Annotated in this window: 13 protein-coding genes; 1 reads left to right on the forward strand and 12 read right to left on the reverse strand. The window is 36.6% G+C overall.

Annotated elements, in window-relative coordinates:
- Positions 1-135: 135 nt before the first annotated feature.
- The gene (locus EL260_RS11215; RefSeq protein WP_123860356.1) at positions 136-558 is read right to left on the reverse strand and encodes a MarR family winged helix-turn-helix transcriptional regulator; all 423 of its coding nucleotides are present in this window, start codon (positions 556-558) and stop codon (positions 136-138) included.
- A 53-nt stretch (positions 559-611) separates the two neighbouring features.
- Between EL260_RS11215 and EL260_RS11220 the strand changes: the two genes are divergently transcribed.
- Entirely contained in the window at positions 612-2,861 is a 2,250-nt protein-coding gene (locus tag EL260_RS11220) for an ATP-binding cassette domain-containing protein (RefSeq protein ID WP_123860357.1), read from the forward strand.
- 212 nt (positions 2,862-3,073) lie between these two features.
- Here the strand turns inward: EL260_RS11220 and EL260_RS11225 are convergent, their stop codons facing one another.
- The 11 genes from EL260_RS11225 to EL260_RS11275 form a co-directional block, all read right to left on the reverse strand.
- Positions 3,074-4,117 (reverse strand): phytase, encoded by a 1,044-nt coding sequence (locus EL260_RS11225; protein ID WP_123860358.1) that lies wholly within the window; start codon positions 4,115-4,117, stop codon positions 3,074-3,076.
- A 4-nt stretch (positions 4,118-4,121) separates the two neighbouring features.
- The gene (locus tag EL260_RS11230; RefSeq protein ID WP_123860359.1) at positions 4,122-6,932 is read right to left on the reverse strand and encodes a TonB-dependent receptor; all 2,811 of its coding nucleotides are present in this window, start codon (positions 6,930-6,932) and stop codon (positions 4,122-4,124) included.
- Between the two features lie 142 nt (positions 6,933-7,074).
- A complete protein-coding gene (locus tag EL260_RS11235; protein WP_123860360.1) occupies positions 7,075-8,208 on the reverse strand; it encodes a DUF4236 domain-containing protein in 1,134 nt (377 codons plus the stop codon).
- Between the two features lie 88 nt (positions 8,209-8,296).
- Positions 8,297-8,680, reverse strand: a complete 384-nt coding sequence (locus EL260_RS11240; protein ID WP_123860361.1) for a hypothetical protein — start codon at positions 8,678-8,680, stop codon at positions 8,297-8,299.
- Between the two features lie 156 nt (positions 8,681-8,836).
- Positions 8,837-9,196: a nuclear transport factor 2 family protein gene (locus EL260_RS11245; protein WP_123860362.1), complete on the reverse strand. Its 360-nt coding sequence runs from the start codon at positions 9,194-9,196 to the stop codon at positions 8,837-8,839.
- Positions 9,196-9,783: an FMN-dependent NADH-azoreductase gene (locus tag EL260_RS11250; protein ID WP_123860363.1), complete on the reverse strand. Its 588-nt coding sequence runs from the start codon at positions 9,781-9,783 to the stop codon at positions 9,196-9,198. Before EL260_RS11250 ends, EL260_RS11245 begins: the two co-directional genes overlap by 1 nt.
- A 44-nt stretch (positions 9,784-9,827) precedes the next feature.
- Positions 9,828-10,661 carry a sigma-70 family RNA polymerase sigma factor gene (locus tag EL260_RS11255; RefSeq protein WP_123860364.1) on the reverse strand — a complete coding sequence of 278 codons (834 nt, stop codon included), beginning with the start codon at positions 10,659-10,661 and terminating at the stop codon, positions 9,828-9,830.
- A gap of 252 nt (positions 10,662-10,913) precedes the next feature.
- Positions 10,914-16,553 carry a hypothetical protein gene (locus EL260_RS11260; RefSeq protein ID WP_123860365.1) on the reverse strand — a complete coding sequence of 1,880 codons (5,640 nt, stop codon included), beginning with the start codon at positions 16,551-16,553 and terminating at the stop codon, positions 10,914-10,916.
- 99 nt (positions 16,554-16,652) lie between these two features.
- Positions 16,653-17,495 carry a tail fiber domain-containing protein gene (locus EL260_RS11265; protein WP_164466633.1) on the reverse strand — a complete coding sequence of 281 codons (843 nt, stop codon included), beginning with the start codon at positions 17,493-17,495 and terminating at the stop codon, positions 16,653-16,655.
- 61 nt (positions 17,496-17,556) lie between these two features.
- On the reverse strand, positions 17,557-18,093 hold the full coding sequence (locus EL260_RS11270; protein WP_123860367.1) for a TetR/AcrR family transcriptional regulator: 537 nt from the start codon (positions 18,091-18,093) through the stop codon (positions 17,557-17,559).
- Between the two features lie 184 nt (positions 18,094-18,277).
- Positions 18,278-19,000 carry a hypothetical protein gene (locus EL260_RS11275; protein WP_123860368.1) on the reverse strand — a complete coding sequence of 241 codons (723 nt, stop codon included), beginning with the start codon at positions 18,998-19,000 and terminating at the stop codon, positions 18,278-18,280.
- Positions 19,001-19,005: the final 5 nt, after the last annotated feature.

A 19,005-nucleotide genomic window follows, 5' to 3' on the forward strand; every position in this document is an offset into this window, starting at 1 on the left:
TCATAAATACTTATTCATAGGCTGGAAATAGTTTGATCAATTCATTCATGAGTCGAAATTAATTTTTAAATGATTGTAGTGTTACAGCATTCTGTGCTTTCCAAAAATACAATTAATTATAAGGAATCCGATGGATTAAAGCTTGATTTCATTCAAAATCTTATTCAGCAGGGAATTAAACTGTTTAAGTTCAGCCGAAGTAAGTATAGAAGCAGCCTGTTGAGTCATGCTTTTCCGGAAGGTTTCAGAATTTTCAACTATAAATTTTCCTTTTTCAGTGACGGATAGTATGAACTTTCTACGGTCTGTCTCATCCTGTTTCTGAGTAATAAAATCGTTGTTAATAAGAATCTTCAGTTGCTTAGAAACGGCTGCAGGGGTGATTTTAAAAGCAGTTGCGATCTCTTTTCCTGTTAATCCTTTTTTACGAAGAATAAATTCGATTATATTATAATGAGAAGCTGTTATTCCGTTAATATCTCCTCTGTTCATATGGGCAAGAATAAGACACTGGAAATCTGTAAATGTGTCAAAAAATTTTTTTTCAATAGGTTTCATGGAATGAATTTTGATTAACTTAGTTAACTATTAACAAAGTTAATGATTTTAAAATGGAAAACATAGAAATTACTAATGCAAGACAGAATAATCTCAAAAATATTTCCATAAAAATTCCAAAATATAAGATCGTAGTTTTTACGGGAGTATCGGGATCAGGGAAATCTTCCCTGGTATTTGAAACCATAGGAGCAGAGGCACAGCGTCAGATTAATGAAACACAGAACAGTTTTATCAGAAACCGGTTACAGCATTATGGCATACCGGATGTAGACAAAATCGAAAATCTTAATGTTCCCATTATCATCAACCAGAAGAGACTGGGAGGAAATGCACGTTCTACGGTGGGAACAGCTGCTGATGTTTATGCTTCTCTGAGGCTGCTTTTTTCAAGAATGGGACATCCTTTCGTAGGATATTCCAATGTATTTTCGTTCAATAATCCACAGGGTATGTGTCCGGAATGCGAAGGACTAGGTATTGTACAGACGGTAAATGTTAATAGGCTGATTGATCAGACGAAATCTTTAAATGAAGGAGCCATTAAATTTCCAACTTTTCAACCGGGAGGATGGCGTTTAACAAGATATACACAATCAGGCTATTTTGATAACGATAAAAAGCTGAAGGATTTTACAGCCAAAGAATGGGATATCCTGTTATATGAACGTAACCATATACCTACACATCCTGATAAAAGCTGGGGTAAAACTGTGAAATATGAAGGAATTATTCCGAGGATTGAAAAGACATTTCTAAAAAAAGATTCCAAAGAAAATAGTACCCGAAAAGATGCTTTAAATAATGTAATCATCACAAAAGCCTGCCCATCATGCCATGGGAAACGGCTAAATGTAAAGATTCTGAGCTGTAAGATCAAAGGTAAAAATATTGCAGACTGTACTGCACTTTCTATTGATGAGCTATTGGAATTTATTAACAACCTGAAATCTGAAGCTTATGAAGTTATCATTAAAGAGCTTTCCGGAAAGCTTCAGAACATTATTAATATTGGTTTGCAGTATCTTACATTGGACCGAAATACAAATTCTCTTTCGGGAGGCGAATCCCAAAGGATAAAAATGGTAAGGAACCTGGGAAATAGTCTGGTTGATTTACTGTATATCTTTGATGAACCTAGTATTGGCCTTCATCCAAAGGACCTACAGAATATTAATACCATTATCCAGCAGATTAAAGATAAAGGAAATTCTGTTTTGGTAGTAGAGCATGATCCGGATATCATTAAGATGTCGGATTGGATCATTGATATGGGACCTGGCTCCGGGAAAAACGGTGGGGAGGTGATCTATGAAGGAGATTTCAATGGATTAAAGAAATCTAAAGGAAAAACCGGATCTTATTTTAAAGAAAAACCTGTGATCAAAAAAGATTTCAGAAAACCGGATGGCTATCTTGAGATCAGGAATGCCAGTCTCCATAATCTTAAAAATATCAGTGTGAATATCCCAACAGGAGTTATGACTGTTGTTACAGGAGTGGCCGGTTCAGGGAAAAGTACTTTAATCAATCATGTTTTACCTTTATTTTATTCGGATTTAACGGTGATTGATCAGTCTTTGTTTACAGCAAGTGCCCGATCCAATCTCCTGACCTATTTAAATATATCCGATACGGTACGAAAACTGTTTTCAGCATCCAATCATGTTTCAGAAAAGCTGTTCAGTCGGAATAGTGAAGGAGCCTGTAAAAACTGTAAAGGATTGGGAGTAGAAAAAATAGATTTAGCTTTTATGGATGATATTGAACAGCCTTGTGAAGTATGTGGTGGTTCAGGATTCGACCCGAAAGTTCAGAAATATCAATATCATCAGAAGACTATTGTAGAAGTGATGAATATGACAGTTCTGGAAGCTCAAGATTTTTTTGCGGATAAAAATATCATCAGAAACTTTGATTTGCTGGTAAAATTGGGCTTAGATTATCTTATGCTGGGACAACGTCTGGACAGCTTTTCGGGTGGTGAAAGACAGCGTTTGAAACTGACCCGGGAACTGAAAAATACCCATCAGATTATTGTTCTGGATGAACCAAGTACAGGTTTGCACCCAAGTGATACCCAAAAACTGTTGTCATTTTTTAATGATCTTGTAGACCAGCATAATACATTAATTGTTATTGAGCATAATCTGGATATTATTGCTCAGGCTGATTGGATCATTGATATTGGCCCCGGTGCTGGAAAATTTGGTGGAAAAGTTTTGTTTGAAGGAACTCCTAATGCGTTATTGAAAAATAAAACCTCATATACTGCAGAATTCCTGAGAAAACATATTGAATAGAAAATTAAACCATTAAAATTTTAAAGAAAATAAGCATAATTAAAAGAAAATCCTGCGATTGTAAATAAGCTCTATTTAAAGCGGAGATTCTTAATTATCCTTAGACCCTTATTGAATCTTAATGGTTTAAACCTATATTATAACCACAAATATTTCTAATGTTAATCATTGTATTATTGGTGACAACATGAGTGTTATTCATGGTTAAAAAATCATTTTGTTTGTTTTGCTTTTACAGCTGCCTGAATTCTTTCTTCAATCATTCTCCAGTCATACAAATGAAATACCCGGCCATTGCTCATGGCTACAAACACACCTTTCGGAAATTTGGGGCCTAAATTAACATTCGTAACTTCAGAACCATCACTTTCAAGGGTAGAAACAGGAATAGCGACAATTCTCCCTTTAGCCGGATTTTCTCTTAGATAGACATTGAAGGTATCATTCTGCTGATCGGAAACCAAAATGTATCCCTTTCCTTTTGAGGTAGGATAGATTGAGATCCCTTCCACATCAGATTTAAAATCACCTTGCCCGAAAACAAGAAGTTCTTCATTTCCTTTTTCCGGATCTGCATAATATTGGTGAACGCCAAACTGTTCATCAGAATAATAAATATATCCCAGTTCATCATCTACTGCGATACTTTCAATCTCCTTCAATCCGCTGTATTTTCCAAATTTACGGACAACATCTCCAGTGATTCTTCCTCCTTTTTCTGAAAGCTTATACTGCCATAGATAGCCATCCTTTGGTCCGGATTTTCTTCCTGCAATCACATAAATTTCTCCTGTTTCCGGGTTTTTATACATGGATACTCCCATTGGGCCACGTTCTGTTTCTCCGTCAAATACAGAAATTTCACCCACTTCCTTCAATTCAGGAAGAGAGTAAAGCTTTATTTTATTCGTTTCCCGCTCGGTAACGGCTGCAATGTCTGTTTTCTTTCCGTTTAAAACAAAACCGTATTCAATATCCACATTATTAGGACGTTTAAGACCTGAAACTTTATGGATGATTTTACCATTCAGATCAAAAGCATACAGTCCGCCATCCGTATCTTTATCTGTTCCTATGATGATACTTTTTGAAGCATCCTGAGGATTGATCCAGATGGCCGGATCATCGGTATCATGAACCACAGTTTCTGTAATAACGGTTGGTTTTAATTTTTCTCCTAATTGATTTTGTCCTTTACAGCCTATCACCAAAGGAAAAATGGCAAATGCTGATATATAATATATTATCTTTTTCATGTTCTTAAAAGTCGAATTTCACTCCTAGGGTAAATCGTGGTCTGTAATACTCTGCCTGTGCGGTTCTGCTTGGAATTCCCTGATAGTATCTTAACGGCTGGTTTGTAAGATTATTGGCTTCAGCGAAAACTCTTAGTTGGCTTGTAATCTTGTAGGAAGCATTAGCATCCAGAAAAAACTGTTTATCATAATAACGGTCATCAAAGGCTTTCCCACCCAACTCATCAATATAATGAGAAGCATAATTCATAGAAACCCTTGCTGAGAAGCGCTTGTTTTCCCATGAAAGCGATCCGTTGAACATGTGAGGAGCTGCTCCCGGAAATCCTACATCCGTTCTTTCAATTCCTTCATCATTAGTGATTCCCTTTGCTTTTGAATGGGTATAAGTATAGTTGACGTAGATTCCCATACCTTTCCAGAATGCCCCGGGGATGAAATCCAATTGTCTCTGCAAAGCCACTTCAAAACCATAAATACTTACATTGTCTCCATTGCGCTGCTGGGTAAATTTCCAATTGCTCTCGCCAGCCGGAATCGGGTTGGATTGTCCTGCAAAATCATTTGCAAAGTCATTTGCTGTATAATTTCTTCGGGAAAAAGTATAGATGAAGTCTTTCAGATTTTTATAGAAAATACCTCCCGAAAGAATTCCCACTGATTTAAAGTACTTCTCTGCCATGAAATCAAAATTGTAAGCGTAAGTTGCCTTCAGATTAGGATTTCCTGCTGAAACAATCTCATCCTCTGAAATAACATTAAGATAAGGAACCAACGAGTAATAGTTCGGACGGGCAAGGGCAGTGGTAAATGCCGCACGTAATACAAGGTCCTGAACCGGAACATACTTGAATGATATATTCGGAAGTACATTGGTATAGGTATTTGTATTATTGATTTTTCCCACCAGGTTACTTTCATTCATGACGTAGTTTCCAGTATAATCAATCTTGGTAGTTTCCACACGTGCTCCCACGATCATGGATAGTTTATCATTGAAATCCTGGTCCCAACGGATATATCCTGCATAAATCTGTTCTTTTGCACTGTAATTGTTAGAAAGGAATTTTGAAGGCTTAGATTTTCCATTGAATAAAACGGGATTAAACAAATCTAACCCTCCTAAATACGCAGGATCTACAAATGCTCCCGGAACATAATTCCCCGGTTGAAAGTTGTGTCCGTCAAGATATTGAGTAGGTACAGACAAAAGACTTCCCATGCTGCTGGTAGGGGTGAAGGTATAAAAGTCATTTTCTCTTTCTTTTTCCTTCAAACGAATTCGTGCACCAGTACGAAGTCTTCCTTTTTGACCCTCAATTACAGAAAACGGGAAACGTACATTCACCTTGGCTCCAAATTCTTTTTCCTGAGTGAAGCTGTTGGCATCTGAAAGGTCACTGAGTTTATAGCTTCCCAGATTATCTGCTGCAAGAAGATTGAACATGGGAACTCTTGGATTACTAAGGTCCGGAGAGAAGCTCATTTTACTGTTTTCGAATTCAATATAACGTTGATGAGGCTTATCTTCACTGGCTGTAGCATAATTCATAGACCAGTCAAGATCTATTTTAGAACCCAGTAGATGTTCCCCTCTTAAGGCATAATTCTGAACTTTTTGCTTTTCAAGGCGGGTATTGTCATTGTGAGCATCTCCACCTTTGTTTTGTCTTGTAATACTGCCTTTCCAATCTATAATTTCGGATTCGTCAGCATTGTAAACCGGCTTTATTTTATATCCTAATGCGAATCTGTTTTCCTTGTCATTTCTGAAATTGTACATCGCAGAAGCATAGATTTTGTTTTTAGAATTGAACTCATAATCCATATTCAGGTCAAAACTATGTCTGATCCGGTGTTCATTATAAGAACGCACCCCCATTTTACTTATATAAGCAGTTTGGGCCTTATCATTAGCCTGGCTCCATACAGGTTCTATATTGTCTGAACCAAAATTATTATTGTTATAGGAAAAACTGAATACTGCTCCCAGTTTTTTGTTCAGAAAACGATTCCCATAGACAAATCCTGCAGTATAATTTCCTTTTTCTCGAATGGGATTGTATCCTCCAGCCAATGTTGCAGATATTCTTTGTCCATTAGGGGAAGCTCTGGTAATCAGGTTAACAGAACCTCCAATGGCATCAGCATCCATATCAGGAGTAAGCGTTTTATTGACTTCAATGGTGGAAATCATATCAGAAGGGATCAGGTCCATCTGTACATTACGGTTATCCCCTTCAGCAGAAGGAATTCTGTCACCATTTAAAGTTACAGAGTTCAGATTGGGAGCTAGGCCTCTGATAATAAGGTTCCTGGCTTCACCCTGATCGTTCTGTATGGTAATCCCCGGAACACGCTTTAGCGCATCTCCGATATTGGCATCAGGAAAGCGTCCGATCTGATCGGCAGAGATTACATTGGTAATATTGGCATTGTTCTTTTGTTTGTTTAACGCTCTTGCCTGGTTCTTCAACGTAGCTCCGGAAACCACAATTTCACCAATACTTGTTTCCTTTTTATCAAAAATGATATTTTGTTTTGTATTTTTTTCAGATTCTACAATTACATTATATTGATGGATTCCGTATCCAAGGTAATCTACCTTCATGGTGTAATTTCCGGGAGGAACATTCAGGAAAACGAAATTTCCATGCTCATCAGAGGTGGTGTATATGTTTCCCGGATATAAGGAGATTTTGGCTCCAGGCAGGGCGATCTTAGCGTCGTCGTTTATGTTTCCGGAAAGAGTACCGGTTTGTGCATAGAAAAAAATGGAAGCACAAAGCCAAACAGATGTAAAAATTTTCTTCACTTTATTTTAATTAGATAAAAATCAGAACAAATTTAAACGTCTGTTTGGAAAATGGGTTGAAGTTAAAATTAACGTTGTTTTAAGATTTGTTAATACAGAAGCTATGCATGCTGATAAAATGATAATGAAATTTTGATCAGTATCATCTGCATTCTGATTGAAATTCTTTAAAAGCTTTACCAAATTCTTCAGAGAGCTCATAATTACTGAATTCATATTCCTCACGAAGCCCAGTTTGGGTAGAGAGTCTTATATTTCCATAACGAACTACCGGGATTTGATAATTACTTTTGAACCTTTTGTCGCGTGTTCCATTTTTATTGACTTTTGCCCAAGTCTGGCCAATGATTTTAGAATCTCTGGGAACCGTTGAGGTTTCTGTAAAACGGGTATACGTCTGTTGGAAATTCAGCTCATTGATTCCGATAATTGCAAAGGTGCTTTCATTGGTATACATTACAATAAATGTTGGATAAATATAAATATCCGCTCCATTTGCATTTTTCATATACAGTGCCTGATAATCTGATTTTATATAAGGAATCTCTCTCAATGCAAAATTAACTTCTCTTCTGCTTACAATTGTGCCTGCAGAAGAACGCATTGCCACTCTATCTTGGAAATGAGCGCTTGTAATGTCCCATATTTTTTGAGAGGTGGTAAGCTTTTTGAAAGATTCATGGAGTTTTTCAAATTTTCTTTTGATCTCGCTGTCAAAATCAATTTTGAGATTTACATAGCATTTCTCAATCATCTCTTTGGTTTGTTTAATAGCTTCTTGCTGAGCTTTGATATCCCGATCAGAATTTTTTGGAATCTCTTTTTTTATCAGCCCATAAAGAAATAGATAACTCAGGATCTTCTTGGCTTTTGTTGCAGAAAGAGTTCTTGTAATTTTTCTGAGATCAGAAGTCAGATCCTCTTTTTGTTGTTGGGCCAAAATAATAGCTTCTTTAATCCCCTGCATGTTCTGGCTCGTTATTTCATGGATATCAGCACTGAAAATATTTTCGCCTAAAAAATGAGAATGGCTTTCGGGAAGTTCTGGATAAAAGGATGCCGGTTTAGTTTTTTGTTGAGGCTTTGATCTTGATGGAGAACCAGATAATTTATGACGGGTAGAAAATCCAAGTACATTAGTATTTAAAGTTGTTCCTGATTTGCCAAAATTAATACTGGCTCCTTTCACACCGATAGTGGTAGAGACTCCTCTTTTGCTGAAGTTAAGATGTACTCCAGGGATTACTTTAATTCTCTTTTTGTAGCTCCAGGTCATGATTATTGTTTTATAGATTACTTGTGGTTCAAAATTAATAAGCAATGCCATAATTTATTTACGGGAAACCATAAACAATAATCTGTGGTTACACTTCAGAACCTAGATTTTTAGATGAAAAATCTCCTTCCAATAATAAAGTCAGTTCATTACATTGTATGATCTTGTCATTTTGAATGGTAAACTCTGCCAATACTTTATGTATCACCATACTTCCATCTTTTAATACTGATTTTGCCATGTGATGGGTGAAAATGATATTCCCGTTTTCAGCATAATTAATGATGTCAATCTTCTGCTCAGCTACTTTCTCTTTGAGTTTTTTAATATGAAGGATGAACTCATTATAATTGAGCTGATGATGATCTACAAATTGGATATAATCTTTTGAGAAATATTTCTCAATGGATGATAAATCAAATACCGGGTTTTCTAAAATATCCTGGAAAACTTGCTGAATAATGTGTTTCATAAATATATTGTTATGGATCAAAATTACATCTGATATGTATGCGTAACCCATAACATTTGTAAACAGTTTATTGAAAAAATAATCATAAAGTTTAGCCACGAATGCACAAATAAAAATACATGAGCAATGTTCGTTCGTTCATTCGTAGCCTATGAATTATTTAATTTCTATAGAAGGAACATTGGTGATAACCTGCCATTTTCCGTTTTCCTGTACACACGTGATGAGGGATGAAAATCGTAATGCTGCACTTTCTAACGAAACCTGAGCATAAGCAATATTATTTTTATGTTGCAAAGAATGATAAGTAATTTTACGAGGTTTTCCACCAAATATTTTATCCTTTACCAGATTGATATATTCCTGTTTGGGAATAATAAAGATTCCGGATTTGTCAAAAAATCCGTCCTGAATATTCTGATAATTTTCGTGGAGAATTTCTTCCAAAAGCACCAGATCACTATTGTCGCCACCTTTAATGAATTTTTCAATGGTTTGTTGAATCTGTTCCATCATTAATTGAATTGTTTTAAAATTTTGGATTGTTGTAGTGCTATTTTTTCTGTATTGCTGACCTCATCGATCACGGTACCATTCAATGGAAAGTAACAGATATCGGTGATCCCTACATGATTTAAAAGGAAGGTGAGATGGTTTTCCAATGGATTTCGATGATGGAGATCAAGGGCTATTCCTCCCATAGAAGAAATGATATACGCCTTTTTATTTTCAAGCAAGCCTTTCAGTGAGGTAGTTCCCGTAAACGTTTTCTTTGTTCTGATAACCGTATCAAAATAAGCTTTTAAGGAAGATGGAATTCCATAATTGTACATAGGGCAGGTGATTAAGATTTCATCAGACTGATATAATTCATCAATCAGTTCATCAGATAGATGAATACTTTTCTTGTCGGGATTTTCGCTAAAAAAAGCATCAATGGTCTTTTGGGTGATATGGGGAATAAGCTGTTGGTTAAGATCCCGTTCCAGAATATTTCCATTCGGATTCGTGAGTTTCCATTGTTGAATAAAATAATCACCTAATGTTCGGGAATAAGAATTCTCTGTTCTTAAGCTGCTGTCGATTCTTAGAAGTGTGTTCATACTTTTTTCTTTAAAGACATACTACATTTCTGAAATGTGACAGATTATTGCAATCTTTTTAACTTTTCAGGATCTATAATAGAATAAATTTCACGAATCATTCCTTCTGCATCAATATCCAGGATGTGACAGTTATAAATACGAGCATCCTGCCAGAAGCAAATAGCCGGTTGATGATTAAAGAGATGGAAGGTATGCGGCTTTTTGCCAAGAAATTGTTGTTGTACATAAGCCAAAAGCTGTGCGGTAGCCGATTTTCCAACTTCCACAGCTTTGATAACACGAACACGTTTTCCACCGTCTGCTGAAAGCCTGATCTCATCAATAAGCAGTTTTTCAATATCGGGAATGTTGCCTTCACTCAATGCCAGCTGGTATTTCTGGAGAATATCAGCTCCGGAAGATAGGCTGATGGTATCCGGTGCATATTTTACATGCTGCAATTGTTTACTTGCACGGCTTAGCAGTTTTCGGGAGTTTTCTACTGAAATATCGAGCGTTTCTGCGATCTCTTGATGAGAATAATCAAAAGCTTCCTTTAGAATGTAGACTGCGCGTTCTTTAGCGTTCAGTTTTTCCAGAAGAACGAGTAGGGTATAGCGTGCCGTTTGCTCCTTAATGAGCTTATTTTCTGCATTTTCAAAAGAAAGAGGTTCGGGCAGCCATTCGCCATACACCATTTTTTTACTGTGTCTGTTTTTAAAATTAATGGCATGATTAATAATGCTTTTGATTAGGAAATTGGTTTCATTTCTGATCTCAGATTTATCTAAAGAAATATATTTTTCGATTACATCCTGTACCAAATCCTGAGAATCTTCATAAGAACCGGTAATATTATAGGCGTAGGTTAGGAGCCTGTTGTAATTTTCCTGCATGATATTTCTTTTTAAGACAAACTTAGTGAAGAAAACGTGACAAGTTTAAGTAAAAAGTATTATCATTAAACATCTATTATCCATTCAGATATCAAGATCAATAGGAGCAGGCTCTAGACCTTTTTCCTGAAGGTAGATAATTCCATTGGCTTTATATCTAAAATAACTATTGTATTCAAACAAAAACCGCATTGAAGATACATCAATGCGGCTCATGGTCATTAGTGGGTTTGAATGAATTTCTGATCGTTTTTAATCATTGTCTACTCTGATCCATTTTCCGTTTTCTACTCCTTCATAGAAATGGTCATTGTGATAAATAATTGCTCCTTGAATATAAGATTTATTGGCAGGAAGAGTAAGAGTTTCAGGTAAGGCATTGCTATTTCGGATCATAAATACCTCATTTCCTTCTTTCACGACTATTCCTGTCCCTGAAATAAGTCTTGTTACACCTGCGTCAGCTGGAGGATTAGATATGGTTATTGGGTTTAACTCTGACAGACGTCTTGCTCCCATATCAGAAGTACATCCTCTAAGGATATTATCTATTAGCATTACAACACCTGGAGTAGGGCAATCCGGATTGATATTCACAACAATTTCTTTATTGATCGCAACCGGACAAGCTTCTCCTGTAGCAAAACGAATATTTTTAAGACGATAAACCATTGTTCCTGACTGCCCTTTGGAGTGGAGTACAATTGCCTCTCCGTTAGGTGCAGAAGTAATCATTTGATCCGGACCATTATTTATGGTATATGTGAAAATATAGGTTTGGGCCAGTGAGCCTTTAAACTTTACCTGTATATCTCCTGATGCTTGTTTTGCCGCACTTATGGGTGAATATGTGGTATTGTCAGCAGGTAAAGCAATAGAGGAAATGGTAAAATCCTCCGTAATATTACATCCATCCTGGCTATAGGTTACGTTCACTCTATAATTTCCCGGTTGTGTAAAAGTAACCAAGCGTCCGGTACTTATGATTCCTGAATTAGGATTATTAAGTTTGGTCCAGGTATAGGCAGCATTAGGATCTGTACCATATAAAGCAGAAGCATCATAAGTTTTAGGGAATTCCGAAGCACAAATTGCTTTGTTACCACCAAATCCTGCGGCCTGAACATCTGTAGGAATAATCGAAAGGTTAGCCGTATTTCCAAGGTCCTGGCTATTTCCATAAGCACTTACCGCACGGGAGAAATTCATATCTCTGATAGAGGCATAGAACATCGTATACATTGCTGCAGGGTCCAGATTAATTGTATTTTGTCCTGTTGTAGATCTCAGCACAGAAATTCTGTTGCAAGGAGTTCCTGTCATGAATAGATTTTCAGTGACGGTCTGGTTATTGTCTACCTGGTAAGAACCGGGATTGAAATACAATGTTTTGTATTTTCCTGCTGAACTCAATGTGCTTACACTATTGGTAGTGGTACTTCCAAGAAAGGTCATTTTGTTGAAATTCCAGATTCTTGTTCCTGTATTTACAATTCCGTCTTTCCAAACGGTCAGATCTCCAAAATTGAAACCTGCCGGAGTATTGGTTGTAAAATATCCCATGTCGGCTTTTGCCTCAGTGGCATTTAAGGTGAGAGGATTATTTCCGGTGCTGATATAAAAATAAGGACTGTAAAAATTATAGAAAGGAATTGAAGGCATATAATAGTTTGCAATACCTGCACTATTCGTCCTCGTTCCTGTAATGACAGATTGTCCAAGATCAACCACTGGGTTATTGTTGATACTTTGGTTCCATCTAAAGTTCACCAGTGTCATAGGGAAGTTATTGGTTTTGAATCCTGCTGCATTCAGAAAGTTAAGATCTCCCTGATATGGACTTTTCAATTCAAAATAGTCCTGAGCATTAACATTCAGGTGAATGAAGGCTCCTTTGGTATCAATATATCGTGTTTTCCCGGAAGCAGTCCCCTGAGCCATAATAATATTTCGGGTAAGCCCAAAAGTAGACATCGGAACGATGATCTTTGTATCACTTTGCAAAGTAAGATTGCCATACACAGACAGATAATAAGGATTTCCACCATCTGTAGTAAAATCAAGAACCGGCTGGTTGAGCGCATTGTTGAAAGTAACATTATTAGCTTTTGAAAGATAGGCTCCTCTAATTTGTATTTTATTTAAAGTAGCAGTAAATCCTGAATTCTGATCAAAGAATACATTATCAATGGCTGTTGGGATATCACAACCTGTAACAGGAACTCCTCCTGAGGTTAGTGACCAATGCTGATGGTCTCTCCATAATCCTTGACCTCCAATCCAATAAAGATTTCTTGACGTAGAAGGAATGGCATCCTGAAAATTAATTCCGGTATTGCCGCCAAGGTCTGTACTTCCAGTAGCAGTATACGTTTGTCCGCCGGAAGAAGAGATCGACTTTAATTGGATTTTATCTATAATATAATTGGATGAACTGGTACTGTAATCAGGAAGGATTAAAGTTCTTGATGGTGCATTGATTCCTGCAAAAGTCAGCCTGTCCAAACAATCTCCAAGCATTTTTAAAGATTGGTTTACCTGCAGATTACCTTCTAAAGCAACATGATTATTTTTCTCAATAGTCAGATTATTGACTGACATAGTTGTTTTAAGAACGATGGAAGGGTTTACTTTATCAATTCTTGAAACCACCGCTGAGCGGATGATGAAATTATTGATAACCCCGCCAGGAAAACTAAAAGAGATGATATAGTCAGTATTCGTTGTGGAATTGGTATATTCTATTCTTTCAAAATAATGATTGACGTTGCTGAAAGCAATATCAGCATCGGAACCTCCTGTAGATCTGAATAATTTGATTACACTATTGGCCGTATTTACTACCGGTTGTTTGGTATTGATGGCGAAGCCGCTATTTACGGTAAGATCTGCGTTGTCCATCACCAGCTGTGAACCATTGAGATTAAAAGCATTGACATTCATTATCGTACCACTTATATCTAAACTGTTACCAGGTACATTGGTTTGGCTGATGCTTGAAGATCCGATAAGGTCATACTGTGACGTTCCTCTATTGATTTTCCATTGAGCATCTCCTGAGAAAGTTAAAGCAGATGTTGCTCCGTTGGGAGTTACATTTTTTAAAGCACCTGTAGGTTTGTTAATGTTGACAAACGTAAATCCACTGAAGTATCCGGCATCATAATATCCAGCATGTAAGACCATATTTCCATTGACATTCATTTTGTAATAATTGTTATTTCCTGCAAAATAAGATCTTGATCCTGGAGTGAGTCCACTGAATATGATATCATTCACTGAAACATCATTGGTCATCTGTATAGCTGTAATTCCAGTAGTGTAGAATCCTGAATACTGGTCAAAGAAAACATTATCGTTAATCGTAGGAAGACCACAATTGGCTGTTGCTCTGGTACTTGATGGATCCAGGGACCAGTGGCTGAGGTCATTCCAGGTTCCGGCCCCTCCTTTCCAGTAAAAGTTTTTAGAAGCGCTGGCCTTGAAATTAATTCCGGAATTATTCCCACTGTCTACGGAATTGCTGGCATTGATAGGTTTTGCACCTGCAACAGGAGTGACATAGCTTGCATTAATCCCTGAAATATTCATTCGGTTAAGCTCAACGAATCCATTTCCGTTAATGTTGTTGCCTAGGATCAGATTATTTCCACCCTGACCAGTAAAAGTAAGAACCAAATCACAGTCTGCACGATTAAAAATCCAGCTGTCTGTGATGGTAAGTTTTACCGTAGTATCAGAAATAGTAATATTAGAAGCTGCATTAATAACTGCATTTTTTGTTTTGTTGTTTCCAAAAAATCTGATGTCACCACCATTCACCTGAAAGTTGTCAGTAGTAAGGTACTGTATATTTCCAATACTGTTGCCTTCTTTATAGGCTTTACCAAAAAAATGATTGGTATTTCCTGAACCGGAATAACGCCCGTTGTAGTTTTGGAAGTATACAGAAGTATTGGGAGCCGTAATGGTCTGTTTTGTTAAAATATTGAGAAGATTCTGACTTAGCAAAGCATTATCTATATTAACATTATTTCCTCCCAGCCAAAGCTCACCGGCTTTTATTTTTCTTCCGTCAGCATAAAGATTACTTGTTAAGGCATTGTTATCAAAATTGAAAATGCCAGCCACTTCTACATCATAAGGAGTTCCTGAATTAGAGGGCATAAGATAAAAATTATCATTTCCGTAGATAACCAATTGACTTACTTTCTGACCTTCGAAATTCATATAACGATTTGCTGCCGGATCTCCTGGATTATATTTAATAAAACTAATGCTAACAGGAGCAGACACGTCCTTCTGAAGATAAAGATTACCATACAAAGTCGTATTAATATTCAAAACAGGACTGGCAGGAGCATTATTCCAGGTCATATTCCTTATTAAGGCAACTGTCCCACCATTATTAATAGTGTTATTTCCTGAAGTAAAACCTGAGTTTTCATTAAAGATAACATCGTCATACATGATAGGAATGCAGTTAGCAGAAGGTCCTCCAGATGTGAATGACCAATGGGCAGGATCATTCCAGTTACCTCCGCCACCTATCCAGTAATATGTCTTTGCGGCTATCCCTGGATAAGTAATAGTGCCAGTATTATTTCCTCCATCTATGCCTGCTGTTACAGATGCTCCTCCTGTAAGCTTTACCGAAGCTAAATTATAACCATTAAATGAAACGACTCCATTTCCATTGATAGAACCTGGAAGAATCAGGTTGACAGGTAATAAAGGTTCTACAGCTAAAAACTTTGGGATAATTCCATTACATGGAGTATTGGCCGTAAGACTTTGATTAACCTGAAAATATGTATTGGATGAAGTTTGTCGGAAGCTGTATTGTCCGCCATTCAGGGTGAGATTATTGATGTCAAATTGTGATGCTCTGAATATATTATTTCCCTTTCCAAGGGTCATATTTTTTATTTCAAATCGGGTTCCTATCATTTCAGCACTTCCATCACCCAAAACCATATCATTGGCATTATATAAATTAGCATTAATGTAGCAGGCATATAAATTAACTTTGTTAAAATTAAACTGTGTTCCGGTAAAATTACCTCCTGCGGTAGCTATTCCTGTTACCTCATCCACTGTCAGAAGATTTCCGCCTGTTATCTGAGAGTAACCTGAGGAAGTAAGATGTATTTTTTTGATATTCTGGGTAGTCTGTATATTCAATGCAGGAAAGGAAACTGTAGCCTGGGTAAGATTAGCCGCTGAATTTAATGTCATCGTACTGGTGGTAGTCACCGTTGAGGACCTGAAGTTGGAAGCTGCTGTAGAACTATAGCTGAATACCATAGAATTGATATTCTTATTATCCGTATCTAAAAAAGCACTGTCGCTGATGTTGAAATAGAAAAACCCGTTGCTGGCAAAATTTTTCACCAGTTTAAAGGCTCCGTTTCCTTTAAGATTAATAGCAGATTGATAACTACCGTTGATATATGAAGGATCAATCATATTATCGGGAACGTCAATCATATTGGGGGTAGGATTGGAGCTTTCTGAAAACAAATTCATCGTAAGATTATAGAATGCCGTGGCATTGGACTTCCATTTCAGATTCCCATATATATTAAAAACACTTGCTGATGGAAAACTTAGCTTAGTAGTAAATGAATCATCTATAATGAAATCTTTACAAGTAGCTGATGATGGGATCGTTAATGTACCTCCACTAACAGGAAAACCACTTCCTGAAGTAAAATAGACATTATCATACCGTGAAGGAATAATAGTAGCTGCCTGTCCTGATGCCGAGCCTATACGCCAGTGATTCAGATCACTCCAGCTACCGGCACCGCCTACCCAGTAATAATTATTCTGAGCAAAAATAATTTGGGAGGTAAGGAATAATAATATGAAATATAATTTATGTTTCATGTTGTTAGAATTACAAAATTGGTAATAGATTGAGAGAGAGCTGTCTCAACCTTTGCTAAACATAATACCTCTTTGACTAGAGGCAATCCGTCATGAAGATTATTTGGATTTTTTCAGGTGTTGCAATGCTTTTTGTAATTCTTCTATTTTTTTTCCCTGTTCCTGAACCGTTTGTAATAAAAGGGGAATCAATTCATTATAATTGACAGATTTATATCCATCATTATCGGTACTTACGATGTTGGGCAGTACTTTCTCTACTTCCTGAGCAACAAGACCATACTGAAGCTGAGCATTTCCGCCTTTCTTTTTTCCGGTTTCATTCCAGAAATAAGAAACAGGTTTTAGCTTACTGATAATTTCTTGGGAAGACTTTATTTCGGTAATATTTTGTTTTAATCTTTCATCAGAATTATAATCTATAGCGCTTGCTTTTACCGTTCCGGCAACATCCAGTTTTGCAGTGGCTGAAGGAGCCGTTCCAATCCCTACACTGCCAATGCCGGAAAAGACAAGGTTTTTACCGTTCAGATCTACATTTCTTGAAGCCAAAGCGGTTGTAATAGCTCCATCTGAAGTGTAAATATTAGAATTAACTCCCATACTTTCCCAGCTGGTTCCGTTCCAGAAATAATAACCGGGTTGGGTGATCTTGGCTACTTTTGAAGTAGGGGAAGCTGGTGTGGCAGTAGCGTAAATCATTAGAGATTCACTTCCGGACTGGATGCTTGCCGTCATCGTTTGAATCTGATCTCCGGTAAGCCTGGGAATCATAAGCCCTTCAGCCTGTGAACTTCCATTTGTTTTAGCGGTAATATCCAGTGTAGCTTTTGGATCTGGGGTGTTTATCCCGATTCTACCGGCCTGAGAATAAAATAATGAAGAGATGGAAATACTTCCGATGAGGCATAGCCTGAACACTGCAGAATGAGTCTTCTGCACAAAAGTAGAGTTTTGCATAGTTTTTTTAATTGTTTTTTATTTGAGTATGTTTAATCTTTCCTTAGTGTGAGGAATGAAGTATATTTTTAATAATAGTTTTAGAGGTTTCAATAAACTCATTGGACCTATAGAGCTGGCTGGTAAGTATTGAGCTTTCAAAAAGGAGATAGATATGGGCTGCTATCTTTTCATCCTTCATTTCATCATTGAAGAAGATTCTCAGCTTATTCTTATGATAGCGGAGAACGGAATGGATTTCCTCTTTATCAGCAGGTATTTCAGATAAGATATTCCAGAAACTGCAGCCTCTGAAATTTTCTTTTTCATTCATATACATCAGAAAATCAAAAGATTTCAGAATCTTTTCTTCAGAGCCTAAAGCTCCGGAGATGAACTTTTTCAGTTCCGAGACCCAATAATCATATCTTTTGTTGAGGAATTCAATACACAGCTCATCTTTTGACTTAAAATGCTGATAGAAGCTTGCCTTTGAAACATTGGCTTCTTCAATGATCTGATTAATGCCGGTACTGTTAAAACCTTGCTTATGAAACAGAAGCAGGGTGGTACTTAATATTCTTTCACGAGGTTTGGACATTGGTTATGTTTTTCACAAATTTAAACAAAATATGAACAGACTGGTATGTTTGTTAAAAAAACATCAATATTCCTATGAAATATAAAAAAAATAAAGTAATTATATTAAGAATTTAATAGGTAAAGTGCAGGTTTTAAATGAAATAGCATTAATATGCTTGGCATTGTTTTTTATAAATAGTTATTTATACAAAGCCTTTTGCATAATAAAGCTGTATGAGAAAAAACAATAAGGTAAAGAACCATACTACATAAGGATGATAGCGGAAATTTTCTTTCAGGATATAATGAAGGGCTTTGAATAGTTTAAACAATCCAATCACTCCTATAACAGAAAAGAGTATGAAAATGACAAAAAATGTGTATTCTCTGGAACTGTAATCTCCAGACAATGATAATTTATCCAGATGATCTATGTAAGACTGTACATTGATAGTATGTCCCAAGAACATAGTAGAAAGAATCAGTATAAAAAATGGAGTAGAAGTGTAAACTGTAGTATAGATAAAAGAAAAGAGTAAGGTACGGAAAGCTACAGTATTCACTTTTTCTTTTTTATACCACAACAATATTACACTAAACATCACAGCTGTAAAATTGTTCATCAGGAATATAAATAAGGCTTTTTCTACCATACTTAATCCCTTGATCTGTGAAAGGAAATTTTGTTCTCCGCCATAATCCATTAACAGGACTGATACAATCACTGAAGTATATACAGAGAGCTTGATAGGAGAAAGATAGTCGTGAAATCGTTCGGTTTCTTCTTTCTCCATCTCATGAACGGACAGATCATAGCAACGGCGGGGATCCTGAAACAATTTAAAAATAGTTACCGGCACCAGCAATATTTCAATAATGATCTGAAGACATAGCTTCTCGAAACTGTCAATCAATTTTTCGAACATACACA

The sequence above is a fragment of the Chryseobacterium nakagawai genome, from assembly GCF_900637665.1.
Taxonomy (GTDB): Bacteria; Bacteroidota; Bacteroidia; order Flavobacteriales; family Weeksellaceae; genus Chryseobacterium; species Chryseobacterium nakagawai.

What these genes read in the sequence shown, in the direction of transcription:
- EL260_RS11215 (WP_123860356.1), bottom strand. Translation starts at nt 558, where the DNA reads ATGAAACCTATTGAAAAAAAATTTTTTGACACATTTACAGATTTCCAG.
- EL260_RS11220 (WP_123860357.1), top strand. Translation starts at nt 612, where the DNA reads ATGGAAAACATAGAAATTACTAATGCAAGACAGAATAATCTCAAAAAT.
- EL260_RS11225 (WP_123860358.1), bottom strand. Translation starts at nt 4,117, where the DNA reads ATGAAAAAGATAATATATTATATATCAGCATTTGCCATTTTTCCTTTG.
- EL260_RS11235 (WP_123860360.1), bottom strand. Translation starts at nt 8,208, where the DNA reads ATGACCTGGAGCTACAAAAAGAGAATTAAAGTAATCCCTGGAGTACAT.
- EL260_RS11240 (WP_123860361.1), bottom strand. Translation starts at nt 8,680, where the DNA reads ATGAAACACATTATTCAGCAAGTTTTCCAGGATATTTTAGAAAACCCG.
- EL260_RS11245 (WP_123860362.1), bottom strand. Translation starts at nt 9,196, where the DNA reads ATGATGGAACAGATTCAACAAACCATTGAAAAATTCATTAAAGGTGGC.
- EL260_RS11250 (WP_123860363.1), bottom strand. Translation starts at nt 9,783, where the DNA reads ATGAACACACTTCTAAGAATCGACAGCAGCTTAAGAACAGAGAATTCT.
- EL260_RS11255 (WP_123860364.1), bottom strand. Translation starts at nt 10,661, where the DNA reads ATGCAGGAAAATTACAACAGGCTCCTAACCTACGCCTATAATATTACC.
- EL260_RS11260 (WP_123860365.1), bottom strand. Translation starts at nt 16,553, where the DNA reads ATGAAACATAAATTATATTTCATATTATTATTCCTTACCTCCCAAATT.
- EL260_RS11270 (WP_123860367.1), bottom strand. Translation starts at nt 18,093, where the DNA reads ATGTCCAAACCTCGTGAAAGAATATTAAGTACCACCCTGCTTCTGTTT.
- EL260_RS11275 (WP_123860368.1), bottom strand. Translation starts at nt 19,000, where the DNA reads ATGTTCGAAAAATTGATTGACAGTTTCGAGAAGCTATGTCTTCAGATC.